Annotated in this window: 16 protein-coding genes; 6 read left to right on the top strand and 10 right to left on the bottom strand. The window is 67.6% G+C overall.

Features of this window, described 5'->3' with window-relative positions; genetic code table 11:
* Positions 1-178: 178 nt before the first annotated feature.
* The 4 genes from C1926_RS20835 to aspS form a co-directional block, all read right to left on the bottom strand.
* Positions 179-811 carry a cobalamin adenosyltransferase gene (locus C1926_RS20835; protein WP_108760523.1) on the bottom strand — a complete coding sequence of 211 codons (633 nt, stop codon included), beginning with the start codon at positions 809-811 and terminating at the stop codon, positions 179-181.
* 78 nt (positions 812-889) lie between these two features.
* Complete coding sequence (locus C1926_RS20830) at positions 890-1,411, bottom strand: GNAT family N-acetyltransferase (protein ID WP_079222903.1); 522 nt, start codon at positions 1,409-1,411, stop codon at positions 890-892.
* Between the two features lie 32 nt (positions 1,412-1,443).
* Positions 1,444-1,770, bottom strand: a complete 327-nt coding sequence (locus C1926_RS20825; protein WP_108760522.1) for a DNA primase — start codon at positions 1,768-1,770, stop codon at positions 1,444-1,446.
* Between the two features lie 16 nt (positions 1,771-1,786).
* Positions 1,787-3,538 carry an aspartate--tRNA ligase gene (aspS, locus tag C1926_RS20820; protein ID WP_108760521.1) on the bottom strand — a complete coding sequence of 584 codons (1,752 nt, stop codon included), beginning with the start codon at positions 3,536-3,538 and terminating at the stop codon, positions 1,787-1,789.
* A 159-nt stretch (positions 3,539-3,697) separates the two neighbouring features.
* Between aspS and C1926_RS20815 the strand changes: the two genes are divergently transcribed.
* Positions 3,698-4,438 carry a DUF3011 domain-containing protein gene (locus tag C1926_RS20815; protein WP_079222906.1) on the top strand — a complete coding sequence of 247 codons (741 nt, stop codon included), beginning with the start codon at positions 3,698-3,700 and terminating at the stop codon, positions 4,436-4,438.
* A gap of 406 nt (positions 4,439-4,844) precedes the next feature.
* Here the strand turns inward: C1926_RS20815 and C1926_RS20810 are convergent, their stop codons facing one another.
* Positions 4,845-5,486, bottom strand: a complete 642-nt coding sequence (locus C1926_RS20810; protein WP_108760520.1) for a hypothetical protein — start codon at positions 5,484-5,486, stop codon at positions 4,845-4,847.
* A gap of 55 nt (positions 5,487-5,541) precedes the next feature.
* Positions 5,542-6,771: a cation:proton antiporter gene (locus tag C1926_RS20805; RefSeq protein WP_108760519.1), complete on the bottom strand. Its 1,230-nt coding sequence runs from the start codon at positions 6,769-6,771 to the stop codon at positions 5,542-5,544.
* A gap of 304 nt (positions 6,772-7,075) precedes the next feature.
* Between C1926_RS20805 and ggpS the strand changes: the two genes are divergently transcribed.
* On the top strand, positions 7,076-9,358 hold the full coding sequence (gene ggpS / locus C1926_RS20800) for a glucosylglycerol-phosphate synthase (RefSeq protein ID WP_343125655.1): 2,283 nt from the start codon (positions 7,076-7,078) through the stop codon (positions 9,356-9,358).
* A gap of 6 nt (positions 9,359-9,364) precedes the next feature.
* Here the strand turns inward: ggpS and blaL2 are convergent, their stop codons facing one another.
* A complete protein-coding gene (gene blaL2, locus C1926_RS20795; protein WP_108760517.1) occupies positions 9,365-10,276 on the bottom strand; it encodes a L2 family extended-spectrum class A beta-lactamase in 912 nt (303 codons plus the stop codon).
* A gap of 176 nt (positions 10,277-10,452) precedes the next feature.
* Between blaL2 and ampR the strand changes: the two genes are divergently transcribed.
* Entirely contained in the window at positions 10,453-11,319 is an 867-nt protein-coding gene (gene ampR, locus C1926_RS20790; RefSeq protein ID WP_079222909.1) for a LysR family transcriptional regulator AmpR, read from the top strand.
* 29 nt (positions 11,320-11,348) lie between these two features.
* Here ampR and abc-f read toward each other — a convergent pair whose 3' ends face one another.
* Positions 11,349-13,214, bottom strand: coding sequence for a ribosomal protection-like ABC-F family protein (gene abc-f / locus C1926_RS20785; protein WP_079222910.1), 1,866 nt, complete (start codon positions 13,212-13,214; stop codon positions 11,349-11,351).
* A 336-nt stretch (positions 13,215-13,550) separates the two neighbouring features.
* Here abc-f and C1926_RS20780 point away from each other — a divergent pair, with 336 nt between their 5' ends.
* Complete coding sequence (locus C1926_RS20780; RefSeq protein ID WP_108760516.1) at positions 13,551-15,938, top strand: TonB-dependent receptor; 2,388 nt, start codon at positions 13,551-13,553, stop codon at positions 15,936-15,938.
* Positions 15,939-16,097: 159 nt separating this feature from the next.
* Positions 16,098-17,795 carry a YbaL family putative K(+) efflux transporter gene (ybaL, locus tag C1926_RS20775; RefSeq protein WP_108760515.1) on the top strand — a complete coding sequence of 566 codons (1,698 nt, stop codon included), beginning with the start codon at positions 16,098-16,100 and terminating at the stop codon, positions 17,793-17,795.
* A gap of 249 nt (positions 17,796-18,044) precedes the next feature.
* Here the strand turns inward: ybaL and C1926_RS20770 are convergent, their stop codons facing one another.
* Together C1926_RS20770 and clpB are read right to left on the bottom strand one after the other, a co-directional pair.
* Entirely contained in the window at positions 18,045-19,331 is a 1,287-nt protein-coding gene (locus C1926_RS20770; protein WP_108760514.1) for an aminotransferase class V-fold PLP-dependent enzyme, read from the bottom strand.
* A gap of 154 nt (positions 19,332-19,485) precedes the next feature.
* Complete coding sequence (gene clpB / locus C1926_RS20765; RefSeq protein WP_108760513.1) at positions 19,486-22,071, bottom strand: ATP-dependent chaperone ClpB; 2,586 nt, start codon at positions 22,069-22,071, stop codon at positions 19,486-19,488.
* Between the two features lie 230 nt (positions 22,072-22,301).
* Between clpB and C1926_RS20760 the strand changes: the two genes are divergently transcribed.
* Positions 22,302-22,817 carry a sigma-70 family RNA polymerase sigma factor gene (locus C1926_RS20760; RefSeq protein WP_254057347.1) on the top strand — a complete coding sequence of 172 codons (516 nt, stop codon included), beginning with the start codon at positions 22,302-22,304 and terminating at the stop codon, positions 22,815-22,817.
* The last annotated feature ends 2 nt before the right edge of the window (positions 22,818-22,819 follow it).

The raw sequence follows: 22,819 nt of genomic DNA, 5'->3' as shown, positions 1-22,819 counted from the left end.
TTACCGTCTGGCTGCTTCAGGATCAAGGCGCGGATTCTACCTGATCGGCGGCCGCAACCGTGTCTAGGGCGGTAGATGCCGCCGGGCATGGCCCGGCGCTACCGGGAGCCCTGCCGCGCGGTAGCGCCGGGCCATGCCCGGCGAAGAGCGTGCGAACCAACGGTTCGCACCTACCAACCTACGCGGCGGCGGCGTCGCGGCTGTGGTCGAACTGGCCGTGGCGCAGGAAGTGCGCGGTCTGCCGTGCGGCATCAGGCGATACCACCAGGCCGCTGTGGCTGGTGCGCACCACGCAGTGGTCGGCCAGGCCCGGCAGGCGGGTCTCGGCCAGGGCCACGGTGCCGTCGGATACGTCATCCAGCGCGCCCAGCAGGCTGCCCAGGCCATGCGGCACCGAGCCGGCGATCAGGCCGACCTTCGCCCTGCCCTGCCAGTCCGGCAGGCCATCGAGCAGCAGTTCGCTGCTGCGGCCCAGGGCCAGGCCCCAGCCGTGCTCGGACAGCGACCGCGCCGTGCCACTGCCACGCAGCGGCGACCCCAGGCAGACCACGCGCTGCACATCCAGCTGCGGCTGGCGGCGCAGGGCCTCCAGCGCCAGCAGGCCGCCCAGGCTGTGGCCGACCAGCGACAGCGGGCCGGCATCGGCCAGGCGCTCCAGCAGCTGCGGCACGGCGACATCGGGGCCACCGAATACCGAGGAGTAACCGAAGGCATGCACCTGGAAACCACGCGCGCGCAGGCGCCAGGCCAATGGCCCGACCCAGGCGCGGGCATTCCAGATGCCATGCAGAAGCAGTACGGGGGGAGTCATGCGTTGCAGCCTGGCGTTCGGCGGGGCGGGACGTACGGTGATTGAACAGAATCGACCGGCAAGCGCCGGTGAACGGCCTCATGCCGGACGCGGTACCCGGCGCAGGATGAATTCCAGGTCGTTGGTTTCGCCAACCGGGAACAGGTACTCGCCGGCCTTCTCGAAGCCGTAACGGGCATAGAAACGCTGGGCACCGAAGTTTTCCGACCACACCCCCAGCCACAGGGTGCGCGGGCCGTCCTGTTCCAGCCAGGCCAGTGCGGTTTCCAGCAGGCGGCTGCCCCAGCCACAGCTCTGCTGGGTCTTGATGAGGTACAGGCGCTTGAGCTCGCCATCACCCGGCTTCACGTCCGGGTGCGGCAGCCCGCAGGGGCCGGCGGCGGCATGGCCGACCGCCTCCCCGTCCAGCTCCAGCAGCCACACCGCGTAATCGGGGTGGGCCAGGATGGTGCGCTGCCGCTCCACCGTGTAGGACTCCTCGAGGAAATCCTGCAGGTGCTGCGGCGGGTACAGATGGCCGAAGGTCTCGGTGAACGTGCGGGCAGCCAGCGCCGACAGGGTCGGCGCATCGTCCACGGTGGCGCGGCGGATGGAATACATGGGTCGAGTTGACGCCAGGGCGACGGTCGGGGTCAAGCCCGTTCCGGCGACTCGGTTTCGTCTTCTTCTTCCTCGTCCTCTTCCTCGTATTCCTCTTCGTCCTCGTCCTCGCCTTCTTCCTCGTCCTCGTCGAACTCTTCCTCTTCCTCTTCGTCGTCCTCGTAATCCTCGACGCCGAAGTCTTCACCGTCCCAACGGCCTTCGCCGTCGGCGACGAAGGTCAGGGCCATCGCCGCCGGGTTGGTACCGACGCGGACCAGCCAACCACCGAAGACACGTGCACGCTCGGTGACCAGGTTGGCCTCGGAGCCTTCATTGCCCAGCTTTTCCCACTCCAGCGAAAACGCAAACTCGGTCATTGCCTGGATCTCCTGATCAGTTGGTCTTGGGGCGAACCTGGATGTGCACTTCGGCCAGCTGCGTGTCGACGATCGGCGACGGCGCATCGGTCATCAGATCCTGCGCACCGGTGGTCTTCGGGAACGGGATGACGTCGCGGATCGACTCGGTGCCGGCCATCAGGGCGGCGATGCGGTCGATGCCGAAGGCGATGCCGCCGTGCGGCGGTGCGCCGTAGTTCAGTGCGTCGAGCAGGAAGCCGAACTTGGCACGGGCCTCTTCGGCACCGATGCCCAGCAGCTCGAACACCGCACTCTGCATGTCCGGGCGGTGGATACGGATCGAGCCGCCGCCGATTTCATTGCCGTTGAGCACCATGTCGTAGCCGCGCGAAACGGCGGTACGGGCGTTGGCGCGCAGATCGGCGATGTCATCCACGGCCGGCGCGGTGAAGGGGTGATGCAGGGCGACGTAGCGCTGGTCTTCGTCGTCCCATTCGAACATCGGGAAGTCGGTGACCCACAGCGGGGCCCAGCCGTCGGCGACCAGGCCGAAGTCCTTGCCGGCCTTCAGGCGCAGGGCACCCATGAAGTCGGACACCTTGTTGTAGCCACCGGCACCGAAGAACACGATGTCGCCGTTGCCGGCGCCGACGTGGGCGACCAGGGCGGCGAAGGATCCCTCGCTGAAGAACTTCTGGATCGGCGAGCTGACTTCGCCGTTCTCGGCGATCTTGATGTAGGCCAGGCCCTTGGCGCCGTACTTGGCGGCATGCGCGGCGTATTCGTCGATCTGCTTGCGCGACAGGGAGGCGCCGCCCGGGATGCGCAGCGCGGCCACGCGGCCTTCGGCGTCATTGGCCGGGCCGGTGAACACGGCGAATTCGCTGTCCTTGACCAGCTCGGCCACGTCCACCAGTTCCAGCGCGATGCGCAGGTCCGGCTTGTCCGAACCGTAGCGACGCATCGCCTCGGCCCAGGTCATGCGCGGGAAGGCGGCGGCCAGCTCGACGTCGACCACTTCCTTGAAGATGGCGCGGATCATCGACTCGACGAAGTCCTGCACGTCCTGCTCGCGGACGAAGGCGAATTCCATGTCCAGCTGGGTGAATTCCAGCTGGCGGTCGGCACGCAGGGCCTCGTCGCGGAAGCAGCGCGCGATCTGGTAGTAGCGGTCGAAGCCGGCCACCATCAGGATCTGCTTGAACAGCTGCGGGCTCTGCGGCAGGGCGTAGAACTCGCCCGGGTGCATGCGCGCGGGCACCAGGAAGTCGCGGGCGCCTTCCGGGGTGGCCTTGGTCAGGATCGGGGTTTCGATGTCCTGGAAACCGCGCTCGTCCAGGTGACGGCGCAGGGCCTGCACCAGCTTGATGCGGGTGCGCTGCATGCGCTGCATTTCCGGGCGGCGCAGGTCCAGGTAGCGGTACTTCAGGCGGGTTTCTTCGCCCGGGTTCTCGTGGGCGTGGAACGGCAGCGGGGCGGCCTTGTTCAGCACGGTGATGGCCGTGGCGATCACTTCCACCTTGCCGGTGGCCATCTTGTCGTTCACCGCGTGGCGGGCGCGCACCACGCCTTCGACCTGCAGCACGTCCTCATAGCCCAGCGAGGCGGCCACGGCGAACACTTCGGCGTTGTCCACCTCCACCGTCACCTGCACGATGCCTTCATGATCTCGAAGATCGATGAAGCAGACGCCGCCCTGGTTACGGGCCACGTCGGTCCAGCCGGCGAGGGTGACAGTCTGGCCAATCAGGGTCTCATCGACCAGGCCGCAGAAGTGGGTACGCATGGGGGGAAAGCTCCGCTGGAGAACGCCGGCACCCGACGGGGGCCGGAAAGCCCCGTATTCTGCGGCCGAGGCCCCGGCCGGGGCAAATGCGGACAGTCACACGGGCTTTATCCGGCCCGTCCTTATAGTCGCGCACCACACACCGTATGGGGATTCGCCATGAAACCGCTGTCCCTGGCCAGCCTGGCCCTGACCTTGTCTGTGGGCGGCCTTGCCGGCCTCGCCCTGCCCGTCGCCCCCGCCGCTGCGCAGAACGGCGTCGTCCGCTGCGAAAGCCAGAACAACCGCGAGCGGGTCTGCAACACCGGCTGGCGCAATGCGCAGATGGTGCGCCAGCTGTCCGGCTCGTCCTGCGTGGAGGGCCGCACCTGGGGCAGCCGCAACGGCAGCATCTGGGTCACCAATGGCTGCCGCGCCGAGTTCGTGGAGGGCCGCGGTGGCTGGGGCGGCGGCAATGGCGGCAACTGGGGCGGTGGCAGCGGCGGCACCATCCGCTGCGAGAGCCAGGACAACCGCGAGCGCACCTGCCCGACCAACTGGCGCGGTGCGTCGCTGGTCCGGCAGATTTCCGGCTCGTCCTGCGTGGAAGGCCAGACCTGGGGCATGCGCAACGGCTCGATCTGGGTCAACCGCGGCTGCCGCGGCGAATTTGCCGAGTCGCGTGGCGGCTGGGGCGGCGGCCACGGCGGTGGCTGGGGCGGCGGCAACAGCAACTATTCCGTCACCTGCAGCAGCAACAACAATCGCACCCAGAACTGCGACTGGGATGAACGCCAGGGCCGCCCGGTGCTGCAGCAGCAGTTGTCGGGCAGTGCCTGCCAGGAAGGACGCAGCTGGGGCTATTCGCGCGGGCAGGTGTGGGTGAGCAACGGCTGCCGGGCGCGCTTCGGCACGCGGTGAGGGATGGGTCGGATCCCTGGCCGAAGGCCCGGGCTCTGACCCGGGCACTGGATACTTGAATGGGGTCAGAGCCCTTGCCTGCGCAAGGGATCCGACCCCGGGCAGGTCTGGGTGAGCAACGGCTGCCGGGCGCGCTTCGGCACGCGGTGAGGGATGGGTCGGATCCCTGGCCGAAGGCCAGAGCTCTGACCCGGGCGCTGGATACTTGAATGGGGTCAGAGCCCTTGCCTGCGCAAGGGATCCGACGCCGGGCAGGTCTGGGTGAGCAACGGCTGCCGGGCGCGCTTCGGCACGCGGTGAGGGATGGGTCGGATCCCTGGCCGAAGGCCAGGGCTCTGACCCGGGCGCTGGATACTTGAATGGGGTCGAAGCCCTTGCCTGCGCAAGGGATCCGACCCCGTGCCGGTCAGGGTGCCGGCGGGGCCTCGTCGCCCCACGGCGCCGGCGGCAGCGCAACCGGCTTGCTGAGATCGAATTCGACGCGGAAGCGGCGTCCTTCCGGCCGGGTCAGCTCATAGACGAACCGCTGGTCCGGCTCGACCTCCATCGCCCAGGTGTTGTGGGTCGAGGCCAGCATGCCGGCACGGCGGAACATCGCCACCGAATCGCCATCGGCCGGAAACTGCTGGCGCTCGGCGGTGCCCGGCGGCTTGCTGTCGCCGCCATACAGGGTGATCGCATCCGGGCTGCCATCGGCATGGCGGTGGTCGTGCTTGAGCTTCAGGCCGTTTTCGGTACGCGTGATGATCCAGGTCCGCGAATGGTCATCGCCGACATGGAACGGGATGCGCAGCTCATGCCCCGGATCGGCGCAGCCGCGCACGTGCATCACCAGGCGCTGGCCGGCGAAGGGATCCTCGCCGGTCGGGGCCGGGGTGTCCTCGACAACCCTGCCCGCAAAGGCCTGGCCGCAGTGGGCGGCGATGGCCGCCATGAACGCATCGGCCGGGGCCGTGGACAGATCGTGGTTGATCGCTGGCGTCTGCTGCGAACAGGCGGCCAGGCTGCACAGCGCGGCGACGGAAAGCAGGGAGGCACGTACATTCATGCCCCAACCCTAACGGCCATGCCGGGCAGGCGCAAACCGTAGCCTGCCGCTCACTTCAGCCCAGCCGCGCCGGGGACGCCTCCGGCGGCGCGTCCGGCACCGCCTCGGTTGCAGCAACCGGCGCATCGACGCCCTCCCCCGCCGGCTCCTGCTCAACCGGGTCCACATCGAACGGCGTGCGGAACACCAGCGACGGCAACAGCGTGGTCAGAGCCGCGTACAGCAGCAGCGCACCGAACAGCACGCCCGGAATCTGGAACCGATCACGCATGATCGCTGCCAGCACCAGAGTGAAGATGAGCGTGGGCGCCAATGCCAGCGACACACGCAGGCTGCTGCGGAAGGTTTCCCCGAACATTACCCGCCGCTGCAGCCAGACCACGGCAATACGCAGCGGCAGTACCACCAGGGTGATCACGACGCCCAGTCCCAGCGCTTCGAAGCTCAGTGCCTCACGGGGCACCTTGGTGCCTGCGTTGAAGAAATAGAACGGCACGAAGAATGAGGCGAACAGGCGCAGCGCATGCAGGTTTTCATGCGAGGCCAGCAACGGCATGCGCTGGTGCAGCAGCCGCGCCACCAGCCCTGCGATGAAGGCGCCCACCAGGTAGTACACGCCCAGCACATAGGTGATGTACGCAGCCACCATGCCCACCATCACCAGCAGAGAGAACTCCGATCCCGGTGCATGCGGCGCGACCCAACGGCCCAGCGCGATGAAGACCAGCGGCAGGCAGACCATCATCGCCAGCAGCGCACTGCTGGACAGGGCCATGTGCCATGGATCGCCGGCCTGGAGCACCACGAACAGCGCTGCCAGCGCCAGCAACTCTCCAGCAATGGCCTTGCTGGTGACCCAGAAGCGCTCGTCTTCGCTGAGTCCAAGGCGGTTCAACGAATCCATGATGAAGCCGGTGGACGGCGTAAGCAGCGCCAGCGCAAGCAACCCGGCTGCCTGCCACTGCAGGCCGGCGTAATGCCAGGCCAGCCAGCCCACGCCGAACAGGGTGCCCGTGCGCACCACCAGATGCGCCAGCAGCGGCCACATTCCGCGACGCAGTGCCCGCAAGTCCACCTCAAGCCCGGCAAACAGGAACAGCGAGGAAATGCCCAGCGTGGCCAGCAGGCCGATCACTGCGTCGTGGGAGCGTTCGCCCAGCCACAACATGGCGATGATGCCGAACAGCAGGCAGGTCAGGGGTGCCGGCAGGCTGAAGCGCTGCAGCGCGCGGGGAATCACCAGCAGCGCGAATATCAGCAACAGATAGATCAGTTCGTGGCTCATTGGCAGGTTCGCAGGGCTCGGCCGGGGAGGATGCGCGAGCCGCGAAGCCCATGCAAATCCCCGCACAGGATCCAGCCGGCCGCAAATGGCGGCTATGTTAGGGTGGAACATCGTTTTTCCTTGCAGCTTCGATCCCAAGCCGCTGCCCAGGCGGCTGCCCGCATTGCGGGCACGTTGCGATGCCGCCCTACGGCGCAGCACCCGTCTTTCGCCCATGCCTTGCGCACAGCGGCGTCTGCGCACCACTGCCGATTCCCCCCACTTCAAGAAAGGAAGTGCATTGACTGTCGAGTCCCCGACCCTGATTCCCAACCCCGTTCCCACCCGCACCACCGCTGGCGAAGCCCAGCTCATCCTGGCCACCGACCTGGATGGCACCTTCCTGGCCGGCAGCGCTGCGCAGCGCCATCGGCTGTACCGGATGATCGACCAGCACCCTGGCATCACCCTGGTCTTCATCACCGGTCGCGGTTTGGAAGCGGTCATGCCGCTGCTGTCCGATCCAGCAATCCCGCGCCCGGACTACATCGTCTGCGATGTCGGCGCCACCGTGGTACATGGCCACACCCTGCAACCGCTGCAACCACTGCAGTCACTGATCGATGCACACTGGCCCGGCGACCAGGTGGTGGCCGAGGCGATGCGCCCCTTCACCGCGCTGCAGCGCCAGGATGTACCGCAGGAACGCCGGTGTTCCTATTTCTGCGACCCGGCCACCCTGGCGCCCCTGCGTGCCGACATCGAACATACTGCGCAGGAACTGGGCTGCGATGTGCTGTATTCGGCCGACCGCTACCTCGACATCCTGCCACCGGACACCGACAAGGGCCGGACCCTGGCCGCGCTTGCGCGCCTGCTGGAACTGCCGCGCGATCGCATCCTGGTGGCCGGCGACACGCTGAACGATCTGTCCATGTACCAGGCCGGCTTCCGCGGCGTGTGCGTGGGCGAATCGGAACCCGCACTGGTCGAGGCCACGGCCGGGCTGGAATGCACCTGGCATGCGAAAGCCCCGGGGTGCGGCGGCATTCTGCAGGCCATCGAGCACTTCGGCCTGCTCGCCGCCGATGACCCGCACCTGCACGCCCCCACGGCAGTCCCTGCCCAGGGCGCCGATCTGGTGATGGTCTACCACCGCCTGCCGTTCGATGAAGCCATCGAAGACGGCCAGCTGGTGCAGCGGGCACCGCGTTCACCCAATGGCATCATTCCGTCGCTGCTCAGCTTCTTCGAAGGCGGCCAGCGCGGCAGCTGGGTCGCCTGGGGCATCGATGATCCCAGGCACCGCCCCTTCCAGCGCCACGTGCAGATGGACGCACAGCGCTACCCCACCCTGCGCGCCACCCGCGTGCCGTTGAGCCGCCAGGACGTGGACATCTTCTACAAGCGCTTCTCCAAGGAAGCCTTCTGGCCGATGCTGCACGTATTCTGGGAACGCGCCCGCTTCCGCGAGGACGACTGGCAGGTGTTTGTGAAGGTCAACCGGCGTTTTGCCGAGACGGTGGCCGATGAAGCCGCACACGGCGCTACGGTCTGGATCCACGACTACAACCTGTGGATGGTCCCAGCGGCACTGCGGGAACTGCGCCCGGACCTGAAGATCGCCTTCTTCCATCACACCTATTTTCCCTCGGCCGATGTCTTCAACGTGGTGCCGTGGCGACGCGAGATCATCGGCAGCCTGCTGTGCTGCGACTACATCGGCTTCCATATCCCGCGCCAGGTCGAAAACTTCGTGGACGTGGTGCGTGGTGCGATGCCGGCCGAGCGGCTGGCGTGGGAAAGCTGTGCACCGCGGTTCCTGACGTACGGCTGCGCGGTCGGGTTGGACACGATGACCACCCGCTTGCAGGTGGGTGATCGCGAAGTGGCGCTGGGTGCGCACCCGGTCGGCACCGATATCCGTCGCATCCGCCAGGTGCTGGCCCGGAGCGACGTGCGCGATGACCTGTTCAAGCTGCGGCGCGAGATCGGCGCACGCAAGCTGGTGCTGTCGGTGGAGCGCCTGGACTACACCAAAGGCACGCTGGCCAAGCTGGAAGCGTTCGAGCGCGTGCTGGAACAGCACCCCGGGCAGCGTGGCAAGGTGACGTTGCTGATGGTCTGCGTGCCCGCTGCGCGCGAAATGACGGTGTACCGCACGCTGCAGACGCAGATTGAACAGGCGGTGGGGCGCATCAATGGCCGCTTTTCGCGGCTGGACTGGACACCGGTACGCTTCTTCGCCCAGGCACTGCCGTTCGAACAGGTGGTGGCGCACTACGCAGCCGCGCAGGTGATGTGGATCACGCCGCTGCGTGATGGCCTGAACCTGGTGGCCAAGGAATTCGTCGCCACGCAGGGCATCGAAGGCACGGCGGGCGTCCTGGTGCTGAGTGAGTTCGCCGGTGCAGCCGCCGAGCTGAAGGGCGCAGTGCTGACCAACCCGCACGATCCGGCCGATCTGGCCGCCGGCCTGCTGCAGGCCCTGTCGATGCCGGAGGAAGAAGCCAGCCAGCGACTGCGGCAACTGCAAGGCATCGTCGAGTACTACGACGTGGACCGGTGGGGGCGCGACTTCCTGCAGGCGGTGCAGCAGGCAGGCTGATGTGTTCTATCGCTGGCCGATCATCGCATCGGCCAGCGCACCGACCCGAGCCAGCACCGCCGCACGCTGGTCATCATCCACCGATGCGCCCTGCAGGTAGGCGGTCACCACCCACGGCGCGCCACCTGCACGCGGCCACAGCACGGCGATGTCGTTGCGGGTGTCCTCGCCATTGCTGCCGGTCTTGTCGCCCACCCGCCAGCGCTTGCCGAGCCCGGCGCGCAGGCAGGCATCGCCGGTCTGGTTGTCGATCAGCCAATCGGCGAACTGCAGCCGGGATGCCGCCGACAGGCCATTGCCCACCGCGAAACGGGCCAGGCTGGCGGCCATCGCCGCCGGGCTGGTGGTGTCGCGCGGGTCGCCCTTCGCGAACCGGTTCATCTCGGGCTCGTAGCGGTCGTTGCGGGTGACCGCGTCGCCCTGCGCGCGCAGGAACGCCGTCAGCGCGGGCGGGCCACCATTGACGCCCAGCAGCAGGTTGGCGGCGGTGTTGTCACTGGTGGTCAGCGTGCCCCGGCACAGGTCGCGCACGCTCAGGTCCTTGCCAACGTGGCGGCGGGCCACCGGGGCGTAGGACAGCAGATCCTTTTCGGCGATCGGCACGCGGGTGTCCAGCGAGACGCGGCCCGCATCGGCCAGGTGCAGCACGTGGGCCACCAGCATCGACTTGAACGTGCTGCACATCGGGAAGCGCTCGTCCTGGCGATGCCCGGCGATGCGACGACCGCTGCCGGTGTCCAGCACGGTTACGCCCAGGCGGCCGCCGCTGGCCTTCTCCAGCGCGCCGAAATCGGCGGCATTGGCAATGGCGGCCGGCACGGCCGGCACGGCGGCGGCAGCGCGCGCCAGTGCGGGCGCAAGCAGGGAGGATGCGAGGGCGGCACCACTGAACTGCAGGAATCGGCGGCGGGCGTGCATGGGCGGGCTCCGGTGGACGAGCACCGATTATCAGGAGCTGCGGCGCGAGGCCACCAGCGGGAATTTTCAGGGGAAGGCATGAAATGAATTCATGCCTGCCGCAAATGAACCCATGCCATGGCGAGGGTGCGACCTGCCGCGCTAGGATCAGCCATCACCCCACCTCACACCTGGCCATGCTGCACCCGACCCTGCCGCTGAATGCCCTGCGCGCCTTCGAGGCCGCCGCCCGGCACCAGAACTTCACCCGTGCGGCGCTGGAGCTGTGTGTCAGCCAGGCCGCGCTCAGCCACCAGATCCGTGGCCTGGAGGACCGGCTGGGCATCCGCCTGTTCCACCGCCTGCCGCGCGGGGTGGCACTGACCGATGAGGGCGCCGCGCTGTTCCCGGTGCTCAATGAATCCTTCGAGCGCATCTCGGCCAGCATCGCCCGCTACACCGGCGGGCCGGCGCGGGAAGTGCTGACGCTGGGCGTGGTGGGCACCTTTGCCACCGGCTGGCTGCTGCCGCGGTTGGCCGCGTTCGAAGCCGCGCACCCGGATATCGAGCTGCGCCTGCAGACCCACAACAACCGCATCGACCTGGCCGGCGAAGGCCTCGACCTGGCGATCCGCTTTGGCGATGGCGACTGGCAGGGCCAGGCCTGCACGGCGATCCTCGAGGCGCCGTTCGCGCCGCTGTGCGCGCCGGCGCTGGCGCGGCGCCTGAAGCAGCCGCGCGATCTGGGCACGGTGCCGCTGCTGCGGTCCTACCGCAGCGATGAATGGCCGCGCTGGCTGCAGACAGCCGGCGTGAGTGGCGTGGAAGCGCGCGGGCCGGTGTTTGATTCGTCGTTGACCGTGGCGATGGCCGCGGCCGGTGGCGCCGGCGTGGCCCTGCTGCCGCTGCGCATGTTCGAGCAGGAGCTGGCCGAAGGCCGCCTGCTGCAGCCGTTTGCGACCACGCTGGAACTGGGCCGTTACTGGCTGACGCGGCTGCGCTCGCGTGCCGAGCGCGAGCCGGCCCGGCGCTTCCGCGAGTGGCTGCAGGCGCAGGGCGGGTAACCCCGCCGGGCATGGCCCGGCACTACCCGTTACCCTTCCAGCAGCTCCATCCACGCGGCTTCGGCCTTTTCCAGCTGGGCAGCGGTGGTTTCGCGGTCGCGGCCGAGCACGGCCATGCGGGTGGCATCGGCGTAGTTGGCCGGGTCGGCCAGCTGGCGGTCCAGCTCGGCCAGGCTGTTTTCCAGCTCGGACACCTTGGCTTCGGCCGAGGCCAGCTTGTGCGGGTTGGCCGGCTTCTTCTGCACCACCTGCGCCACCGGGGCGGTCTTGACCACCACTGGCTCCTCCACCTGCTCCATGCGCGCCTTGGTGCCCTGCGCCTGCGGGCGGGTACGCAGCCAGGCGGCGTAAGCGTCGAGGTCGCCATCGAACGGCTCGACCACGCCATCGGCCACGCGCCAGAAGGTGTCGCAGACCAGGCCGATGAGGTGGCGGTCATGCGAGACCATCACGATCGCGCCATCGAAATCGGCCAGCGCTTCGGCCAGCGCTTCGCGCATTTCCAGGTCAAGGTGGTTGGTCGGTTCGTCCAGCAGCAGCACGTTCGGCTGCTGCCAGGCGATCAGCGCCAGCGCCAGGCGGGCGCGCTCGCCACCGGAGAAGCCATCGACCGGCTCGAACGCGCGGTCACCGGGAAAATTCCACTTGCCCAGGAAATCGCGGAACGACTGGTTCGGCGCATCCGGGGCGATCTCGCGGAAATGTTCCATCGGCGACTGCCCTTCGTGCAGCGATTCCACCGTGTGCTGGGCGAAGTAGCCGATCTTCAGGTCCGGGTGCGCCGAGCGCTCGCCGTCGATCGGCATCAGCTCGCCCACCAGGGTCTTCACCAGGGTGGTCTTGCCGGCGCCGTTGGGGCCTAGCAGGCCGATGCGCTGGCCCGCTTCCAGGCCGAAGCCGACGTTGTGCAGGATCACCGCGTCCTTGCCGTACCCCGCCTCGACATGGTTCAGGCGGATCAGCGAGAACGGCAGCTTGGCCGGCGGTGCGAATTCGATGCGGAATTCGCGCTCGGCGCGCACCGCTTCGGTACCGGCCAGCTTGGCCAGGCGCTTCATGCGGCTCTGCGCCTGCGCGGCCTTGCTGGCCTGCGCCTTGAAGCGGTCGATGAAGCTCTGCAGGTGGGCGCGCTCGGCCTGCTCCTTCTCGTGCGCGATCTGCTGCTGGCGCAGCTGTTCGGCGCGCTGGCGCTCGAAATCGGTGTAGCCACCCGGATAGAGCTTGGCGCCGCCACCGTGCAGGTGCAGGGTGTGGGTGGCCACGTTGTCGAGGAACTCGCGGTCATGCGAGATCAGCAGCAGGGTGCCCGGGTACTTCAGCAGCCACTGTTCCAGCCAGTACACCGCATCCAGGTCGAGGTGGTTGGTCGGTTCGTCCAGCAGCAGCAGGTCGCTGGGCATCATCAGCGCGCGGGCCAGGTTCAGGCGCACGCGCCAGCCGCCGGAGAACGAGGACACCGCGCGGTGGTGGGTCTCGGCCGGGAAGCCCAGGCCGTGCAGCAGCTTGCCGGCGCGCGCTTCGGCGTCATAGGCGTTCAGCTCGGCCATGCGCGTATGCGCCTCGGCCACGGCTTCCCAGTCCTCGCGGGCGGTGGCGTCGGCTTCGGCGGCCAGCACCGCCGCCACTTCGATATCGCCGCCCAGCACGAAGCTCAGCGCGGGGTCGGGCAGCGACGGGGTTTCCTGGGCGACGCTGGCGATGCGTACCTTGCCGGGCAGGTCGACGTCGCCCTTGTCCGCCTCCAGCTCGCCCTTCACCGCCGCGAACAGGCTGGACTTGCCAGCACCATTGCGGCCGACCACACCCACCCGGTAACCGGCATGCAGGGTCAGGTCGACATTGGACAACAGCAGCCGCTCGCCGCGGCGCAAGGCGAAATTACGAAGCGAAATCATGGGGGAAGGCGTCCATATAACCGAATGGAATGTGCTGGTAAGCACTGTTCCTGCGACGCAATTCTAGCGTTAACGAATACTTGACGCGCCCCGGGAAGCGACGCGGTCGCTCCACTTCTCTCCCTCGTCGAGTCCGCGCGCCTCCCGGGCCCCTCCCCCGCCAATGCCCGCCAGCGCTAAATGCTTGCTTTTGCAACGTTTTTTCACATGACGCGCATTTGACAGCTGTTTAAATTCCCGTTAATTGCTGTATTGCGCACCGCAACAACCGTCGTCCGCCTCACCCCCGTGATGTCGATTCCGGTGCCAGTTCCCGCCAACCGGAGCCCCACCCCGATGACCCGCAAGACCAGCCTGATCGCCGCCGCCGTCGCTGTCGCACTCGGTGGCTCTTCGTTCGCCGCTGCTGCCCAGCAGGCCGGCAGCGCCGCCAACACCCTCGATACGGTGATCGTCACCGGTACCCGCGTGGCCGACCGTACGGTCGCCGAGTCGCAGTCGCCGATCGACATCATCACCCCGGAAATCCTGCAGTCCACCGGTACCGGCGAACTGGCCACCGCGCTGTCGCGCGCCCTGCCCTCGCTGAACTTCCCGCGCCCGGCCCTGACCGACGGCACCAGCGGCGTGCGCCCGGCGCAGCTGCGCGGCCTGTCGCCGGACCAGGTGCTGGTGCTGGTGAACGGCAAGCGCCAGCACACCTCGGCGATGATCAACGTCAACGGCAGCATCGGCCGCGGCGCCTCGGCGGTGGACATCAACGCGATCCCGATCGCCGCCATCGAACGCGTGGAAGTGCTGCGCGACGGCGCCTCGGCGCAGTACGGCTCGGACGCCATCGCCGGCGTCATCAACATCGTGCTCAAGGGCAGCGGCAGCGGCGGCAGCCTGGCCGTGGACTATGGCCAGTATTCGGCTGGCGACGGCAACAAGTACCAGCTCTCCGGCGACACCGGCGTGGAGTTCGCCAACGGCCGTGGCCGCGTGCACGTGGCCGGGCAGATCAGCCAGCAGGATGAGAGCAACCGCGCCGGCCCGTACCGTGGCACCACGCCGAACACCGGCAATTTCCCGGCCATCGGTGAAACCACCTTCATCGTCGGCGACCCGCGCGTGGATGCCACCGCGGCCTCGCTCAACGGCAGCTTCGACTTCAGCGACCACGTGACCGGCTACGCCAGCGCGCTGCTCAGCAACCGCGACATCACCTCGTTCGCGTTCTACCGCTCGCCCAACCACAGCAGCCAGACCGCGCTGCTGTCGCAGATCTACCCGGACGGCTACGTGCCGGAGATCAACCAGTATTCCAAGGACCGCTCGCTGGTGGCCGGCGTCAAGGGCAACACAGAGAGCGGCTGGACCTGGGACCTCAGCCTGAACCACGGCGAGAACACCCTGGACTTCAACACCCGCAACAGCATCAACTACAGCCTGGGCGCCACCAGCCCGCGCTCGTTCTACGACGGCACGCTGAAGTACCAGCAGGACATCTTCAATGCCGACGTGACCAAGTCGCTGGACTGGGGCCTGGCCTACCCGGTCACCCTGTCCTTCGGTGGTGAATACCGCAAGGAAAAGTGGGACCAGAACCCGGGCGAACTGAATTCCTACACCGGCACCGGTGCGCAGGGCTTCGCCGGCTTCACCCCCACCAATGAAGTGCATGCCGACCGCCACAACTACGCGGTCTATGCCGGCCTGGAAGCCGACCTGACCGAGAAGTTCTCCGCCGGCATCACCGGCCGCTACGAGGACTACTCGGACTTCGGTGACCGCTTCTCCGGCAAGCTGTCGGCGCGCTATGCGTTCACCGACAAGGTCGCGCTGCGTGCCACAGCCTCCAGCGGTTTCCGCGCCCCGTCGCTGGCCCAGCAGGGCTACCAGGCGGTGACCAGCCAGTTCACCAACGGCGTGTTCGTCGAACGCGGCACCTTCCCCACCACCAGCGCGGCCGCACAGGCGCTGGGGGCTTCGCCGCTGAAGGCTGAAACCTCCACCTCCTACAGCCTGGGCCTGGTGCTGCAGCCGGTGGACCGCCTGTACATCACCGTCGATGCCTACCAGATCGACATCGACAACCGCATCGCGCTGTCGTCCAGCATCACCACCAACGCCGCCAGCAGCGCGCTGCTGACCAGCCTGGGGCTGCCGCAGGTGACCGCGTTCTCGTACTTCACCAACGGCCTGGACACCCGCACCCGCGGTGTTGATTTCGTCTCCAGCTACACCGTGCCGTTCGCGGCCAGCAGCCTGGAACTGACCGCGGCGTACAGCTACAACGACACCAAGGTGCAGCGCGTGGGCGGCACCCCGGCCGTGTTCAGCACCCTGGGCCTGACCCAGTCGCTGATCGGCCGCGATGAGATCGGCCGCATCGAGGACAGCTACCCGCGCGACAAGACCGTGTTGAGCGGCACCTGGCGTTCGGACCACTGGGAGCTGGGCCTGGCCGCCACCCGCTACGGTGAGTTCACCGTGCGCAACTCGGCCACCGCCCTGCGCGACCAGACCTACGGCGACAAGTGGGTGCTGGACGCATCGGTGAGCTACAAGCCGAGCAGCAACTGGACCCTCACCCTGGGCGCCGACAACCTGCTGGACGAGTACCCGGACCGCACCGAAGACCTGCAGAACTCGACGTTCGGCATGCTGCCCTACAGCAACTACTCGCCGTTCGGCTTCAATGGCGCGTACGTCTACGGCCGCATCAAGTACAACTGGTAAACGGTAGTGCCGGCCGCTGGCCGGCATTCCCGGGCCCTGGTGGGGTCAGAGCCCTTTTCCTGAGGGAAAAGGGATCTGACCCCGTTTGCATTTACGGTTTGCCGTATCTGGCCCCATCGGTGAAAATCGGGGCATCCCCCCGATTTCCTGCGAGTGCCGATGCACCATGACACCGACCTGATCAACATCGTGGCCGTTGGCCTGGGGCTCGCCTTCATCTTCGGCGCGCTGGCCAACAAGCTGCGCTTGTCTCCTCTGGTCGGGTATCTGGTGGCTGGCATCTGCGTCGGCCCGTTCACCCCCGGCTTCGTCGCCGACCAGGCGCTGGCCAACCAGCTGGCCGAACTGGGCGTGATGCTGCTGATGTTCGGCGTCGGCCTGCACTTCTCGCTCAAGGACCTGATGGCGGTGAAGGCCATCGCCATCCCCGGCGCCATCGGCCAGATCGCCGTGGCCACCCTGCTCGGCTGGGGCGTGGCCTGGCTGATGGGCTGGCCGGCCCTGCACGGGGTCATCTTCGGTTTCTCCCTGGCCACCGCCAGTACCGTGGTGCTGCTGCGGGCGATGGAAGAGCGCCGCCTGCTGGAAACCCTGCGCGGCAAGATCGCGGTGGGCTGGCTGATCGTCGAGGACCTGGCCTGCGTCCTGGCGCTGGTGATGATGCCGGTGCTGGCCGGCGTGTTCGGCCCCGACGCCTCCAAGGAAACCCACAGCATCGGCAGCGTGCTGGCCGACATCGGCTGGACCTTCGTGCAGCTGGGCCTGTTCGTGGCGGTGATGCTGGTGGTCGGCCGCCGGGTCATCCCGTGGATCCTGGAGCGCATCGCCGGCACCGGTTCGCGCGAGCTGTTCACCCTGTCGGTCCTGGCCATCGCGCTGGGCGTGGCGTTCGGCTCGGCCATGCTGTTCGGCGTGTCGTTCGCGCTGGGCGCGTTCTTCGCCGGCATGCTGCTCAACGAATCCGAACTGAGCCACAAGGCGGCCACCGATTCGCTGCCGCTGCGCGATGCGTTCGCGGTGCTGTTCTTCGTGTCGGTGGGCATGCTGTTCGACCCCAACATCATCGTGCAGCACCCGTGGCAGGTGCTGGCGACGGTGGCCATCATCATGTTCGGCAAGTCGGCGGCGGCGTTCTTCATCGTGCGCGCCTTCGGCCACCCCACCAGCACCGCACTGACCATTTCGGCCAGCCTGGCGCAGATCGGCGAATTCGCCTTCATCATCGCCGGCCTCGGCGTGGCGCTGCAGATCCTGCCCAAGGAAGGCCAGTCGCTGGTGCTGGCCGGTGCGCTGGTATCGATCATGCTGAACCCGCTGGTGTTCGGCCTGCTGGACCGCTGGCAGGCCAAGCAGGAGCAGTCGCCGCAGGCGGCCGAGCCCGAAGAGGCCACCGGCCCGTCGCGCGACCTGCATGACCACGCCATCGTGATCGGTTATGGCCGCGTTGGCAGCGAGCTGGCCCAGGTGCTGCGCGACCGTGGCGTGCCGGTGCTGGTGATCGATGACAACAAGGAACACGTCGAGCAGGCGCACGCCAGGGGCCTGGCGGCGATCCGCGGCAGCGCTGCTGCCGACCGGGTACTGGCCGAGGCCCACCCGGAGCGCGCGAAGATCGCGGTGCTGGCCATTCCGCAGCCGCTGGAAGCCGGTGAGGCGCTGGCCAAGCTGCGGGCGATCAACCCGGACCTGACCCTGCTGGCCCGGGCGCACAGCGATGCGGAAGTGAAGCATCTGCTGGAACACGGTGCCGATGGCACGGTGATGGCCGAGCGCGAGCTGGCGTATTCGCTGGCGGAGATGATCATGTCGACGCCGCCGTACCGGAACCTGGGGCAGCACAGCATTCCGGTGGTGTAACGGCTGTTGGTAGGTGTCGACCTTGGTCGACACGGTAGATCCACGCCATGCGTGGATGCTCTTCGATGGCCATCCATCCACGCATGGCGTGGATCTACAAAAAAAAATCCCCGGCGGGCCCGCACCCGTCGGGGATCTGTACTGCTGGGGATTGCCAGTTCTGCCACGCCTTGGAGAGGCAGTTCCACCGTACCCCATCCTGCGCGGCGTGGTGATCGCCGCTGGCGATGACGACCAAGCCGGTAGCTATCAGGCGGCGGCCAGGGCCTGTTCCAGATCTGCGCGCAGGTCTTCGATATGTTCGATGCCGATCGACAGGCGCACGGTGTCCTCGCTGACTCCGGCACGGGCCAGTTCGGCGGCATCGAGCTGGCGGTGCGTGGTCGAGGCCGGGTGCGTGGCCAGGGATTTCGCGTCGCCCAGGTTCACCAGCCGGGTGAACAACTTCAGTGCATCCAGGAAGCGCGCGCCCGCATCGCGCCCACCGGGCAGGCCGAAGGTCAGCACGCCGGAGCCGTGCCCGCCCAGGTAGCGCTGCGCGGCGGCATGTTCGGGGTCGTCGGCCAGGCCGGCATAGCGCACCCAGGCCACCTTCGCGTGCGCCTGCAGGTACTGCGCCACCGCCAGCGCGTTGGCATTGATGCGCTCCATGCGCAGGGCCAGGGTTTCAATGCCCTGCAGGATCAGGAAGGCGTTGAACGGCGACAGCGCGGCGCCGGTGTTGCGCAGCGGTACCACCCGCGCGCGGCCGATGTACGCCGCCGGCCCGAGCGCTTCGGTATAGACCACGCCGTGGTAGCTGGGGTCGGGTTCATTCAGGCGGGCGAAGCGTCTGCGCTGCGCGGCCCAGTCGAAGCGGCCCGAGTCGATGATCGCCCCGCCCAGGCTGGTGCCGTGGCCACCGAGATACTTGGTCAGCGAGTGCACCACGATGTCGGCGCCGTGCTCGAACGGGCGCAGCAGGAACGGCGTGGCCACGGTGTTGTCGACGATCAGCGGCACGCCAGCGGCGTGGGCGACCTCGGCGATCGCGGCGATGTCGGTCACATTCCCGCGCGGGTTGCCGATGGATTCGACGAATACGGCTTTGGTGCGTTCGTCGATGAGCGCAGCGAAGGCGGCCGGGTCCGCCGGGTCGGCGAATCGGGCCTGGATGCCGTACTGCGGCAGGGTGTGCGCCAGCAGGTTGAGGCTGCCGCCATACAGCGCGCTGGCCGCCACGATGTTGTCGCCGGCCTCGGCGATGGTCTGGATGGCATAGGTGATGGCCGCCTGCCCCGAGGCCAGCGCCAGTGCACCGATGCCGCCTTCCAGCGCCGCCAGGCGCTGTTCCAGCACGTCGGTGGTGGGGTTCATGATGCGGGTGTAGATGTTGCCCTGCACCTTCAGGTCGAACAGGTCCGCGCCGTGCTGGGTGTCATCGAAGGCGTAAGCCACGGTCTGGTAGATCGGCACCGCCACCGCACGCGTGGTCGGGTCGGGACGGTAGCCGCCATGCACGGCCAAGGTTTCCAGTTGCCACTGCGGGTCACTCATCGCACCTGACTCCATCCGGGAAACGGCCACCATAGGGCAGCCCTTGCGCACGGGTCAGATCAGCTCGGCATATCGCCCTTACCAGCCGTTATCAGCGCACAAAAAAGGCGCCGCGCGATGACCGCGCGGCGCCCCGTTCTGCACTACACCCGCATCAGGCCTTGGCGAACACCAGGTGGCCGCCATCGTTGCCGACCTCGATGGTATCGCCGTTGACGAAGGCCCCCGAGAGGATCTTCTGCGCCAACGGGTTTTCCAGCTGCGCCTGGATCGCGCGCTTCAGCGGACGCGCGCCATACACCGGATCGAAGCCCACGTTGCCGAGCAGGTCGAACGCTGCATCGGACACCACCAGCTTCAAGCCACGCTCGGCCAGGCGCCGCTCCAGGCCACGCATCTGGATGCGCGCGATCTGCTTGATCTGCTGCTTGTCCAGCGGGTGGAACACCACGATGTCGTCCAGGCGGTTGATGAACTCCGGGCGGAAGTGCGCCTGCACCACGCCCATCACTGCGGCCTTCATCTGCGTGTAGGCCTCCGGGCTGTCATCGCTGCCCATGTCCTGGATCTGGTGCGAGCCTAGGTTGGAGGTCATCACGATGACGGTGTTGCGGAAGTCCACGGTGCGGCCCTGGCCATCGGTCAGGCGGCCATCGTCCAGCACCTGCAGCAGGATGTTGAACACATCCGGATGCGCCTTCTCCACCTCGTCCAGCAGGATCAGCGAGTACGGGCGACGGCGCACGGCTTCGGTCAGGTAGCCGCCTTCCTCGTAGCCCACGTAACCCGGGGGCGCACCGATCAGGCGGGCCACGCTGTGCTTCTCCATGAACTCGCTCATGTCGATGCGGATCATCGCGTCGGCACTGTCGAACAGGAACTCGGCCAGCGACTTGCACAGCTCGGTCTTGCCCACGCCGGTCGGGCCGAGGAACAGGAACGAGCCACCCGGACGATTCGGATCGGACAGGCCGGCACGCGAACGACGCACGGCATCGGAGACGACCTTGATCGCTTCTTCCTGGCCGACCACGCGGTTGTGCAGCACCTCTTCCATGCGCAGCAGCTTGTCGCGCTCGCCCTCGAGCATCTTGTTGACCGGGATGCCGGTCCAGCGCGACACGACCTCGGCGATCTCCTCGTCAGTGACCTTGTCCTGCACCAGCTTGAAGTCGTTGGCATCCAGTTCCTGCGCAGCAGCCAACTGCTTTTCCAGCTGCGGCAGCAGGCCGTACTGGATCTCGCTCATGCGGGCGAAATCCTGGCGGCGCTGTGCGGCTTCCAGGTCCAGCTTGGCCTGCTCCACCTGTTCCTTGATCTTCGTGGCGCCCTGCAGCGCAGCCTTCTCCGACTTCCAGATTTCATTGAGGTCGGAGAACTCGCGTTCCAGGCCGTCGATGTCATTCTCAAGATCGGCCAGGCGCTGCCGCGAGGCGTCGTCCTTCTCCTTCTTCAGCATCTCGCGCTGGATCTTCAGCTGGATCACCCGCCGTTCCAGGCGATCCAGCTCCTCCGGCTTGGAGTCGATCTCCATGCGCAGGCGCGAAGCGGCCTCGTCCATCAGGTCGATGGCCTTGTCCGGCAGCTGGCGGTCGGTGATGTAGCGGTTGGACAGCGTGGCGGCGGCAACGATGGCCGGATCGGTGATCTCAACCCCGTGGTGCACCGCGTACTTTTCCTTCAGGCCACGCAGGATGGCGATGGTGTCCTCCACCGACGGCTCACCCACGAACACCTTCTGGAAGCGGCGCTCCAGCGCGGCATCCTTTTCGATGTACTTGCGGTACTCGTCCAGCGTGGTGGCACCCACGCAATGCAGCTCGCCACGGGCCAGCGCCGGCTTGAGCATGTTGCCCGCATCCATCGCGCCATCGGCCTTGCCCGCACCCACCATGGTGTGCAGCTCGTCGATGAAGAGGATGATCTGCCCTTCGCTCTTGGCCAGGTCGTTGAGCACGCCCTTCAGGCGCTCCTCGAATTCGCCGCGGAACTTGGCACCGGCGATCAGCGCGCCCATGTCCAGCGACAGCACGCGCTTGCCACGCAGGCCCTCGGGCACTTCGTCGTTGATGATGCGCTGGGCCAGGCCTTCCACGATCGCGGTCTTGCCCACGCCGGGTTCGCCGATCAGCACCGGGTTGTTCTTGGTGCGGCGCTGCAGGACCTGGATGGTGCGACGGATTTCCTCATCGCGGCCGATCACCGGGTCGAGCTTGCCACTCTCGGCACGCGCGGTCAGGTCGATGGTGTATTTCTCCAGCGCCTGCCGCTGTTCTTCGGCGTTTTCCGACTGCACGTTCTCGCCGCCACGCAGCTTGTCGATGGCGGCCTGCAGGCGCGCCTTGTCGGCGCCGGCGGCGCGCAGCGCCATGCCCAGCGTGCCGCTGTCTTCCAGCGCGGCCAGCAGGAACCACTCGCTGGCGATGAAGGCATCGCCGTTCTGCTGGGCCAGCTTGTCGGTGTGGTTGAGCAGGCGCCCGAGGTCATTGCCCATCGAAACGTTGCCGGCCTGGCCGGACACCTTGGGCAGCGCATCCAGCGCCTCGGCCAGGCGCTCGCGCAGCACCGGTACGTTGACGCCGGCCTGGGCCAGCAACGGACGCGTGCTGCCGCCCTGCTGGTCCAGCAGCGCGCTGAACAGGTGTGCCGGTTCGATGATGCTGTTGTCGCGGCCCACGGCCAGCGACTGCGCGTCGGCCAGCGCCTGCTGGAAACGCGAGGTGAGCTTGTCCATCCGCATTGCGAATCCTCATCGGTCATCAGTGCCGGCCCGCGCCGGCGATGCAGGGAAGATGCGGTTGCCCCACCCGGTTTCAAGGGTGGCTGCGACTGCACCATCGGGTTGGTCAGCCTGTGGCAAGCATGCGCCCGGACGCGTAGGCAGCGCGTTGATCCAGCGCAAGCCGCGCGCCAGGGCTGGCATGCCGGCCTCGCCAATGCCATACTTGCGAATCATTCTCATTACGATCCATGCGCGACCGCGCCTTCCGCATGCACGCACACCACGAGCAACTGGGCACGCTGTACCGCGACCACCACCGGTGGCTGCAGGGCTGGCTGAGCGGCCGCGTGGGCAATCGCGATGTGGCCGACGACCTCACCCAGGACACCTTCGCGCGGCTGCTGCAGGGCCGCGATCTGGCCGCGCTGCGCGAGCCGCGGGCGTTCCTCACCACCGTCGCGCGCGGGCTGGCGGCCAACTGGTTCCGCCGCCAGGCGCTGGAACGCGCCTACCTGGAGTACCTGGCGCAGTTCCCGGATCCGGTGCTGCCGTCGCTGGAAGAACAGGCGCTGGTGCGCGAGGCACTGCAGCAGATCGACGCGATGCTGGACGGCCTGCCGCCGATGGCGCGCAGGGTATTCCTGCTGGCGCAGTTCGATGGACTGCGCTACGAGGCCATCAGCGAGCAGCTGGGGCTGTCGCTGTCCACGGTGAAGCGACACATGAAGCGCGCCCTGATGGGCTGCCTGGCGCACGCCTGCTGACG

Origin of the sequence: Stenotrophomonas sp. ZAC14A_NAIMI4_1 (assembly GCF_003086915.1) — a bacterium.
Taxonomy (GTDB): Bacteria; Pseudomonadota; Gammaproteobacteria; order Xanthomonadales; family Xanthomonadaceae; genus Stenotrophomonas.
Note: the sequence above shows the minus strand (reverse complement) of the source record. Positions and strands in the feature narration are given on the sequence as shown.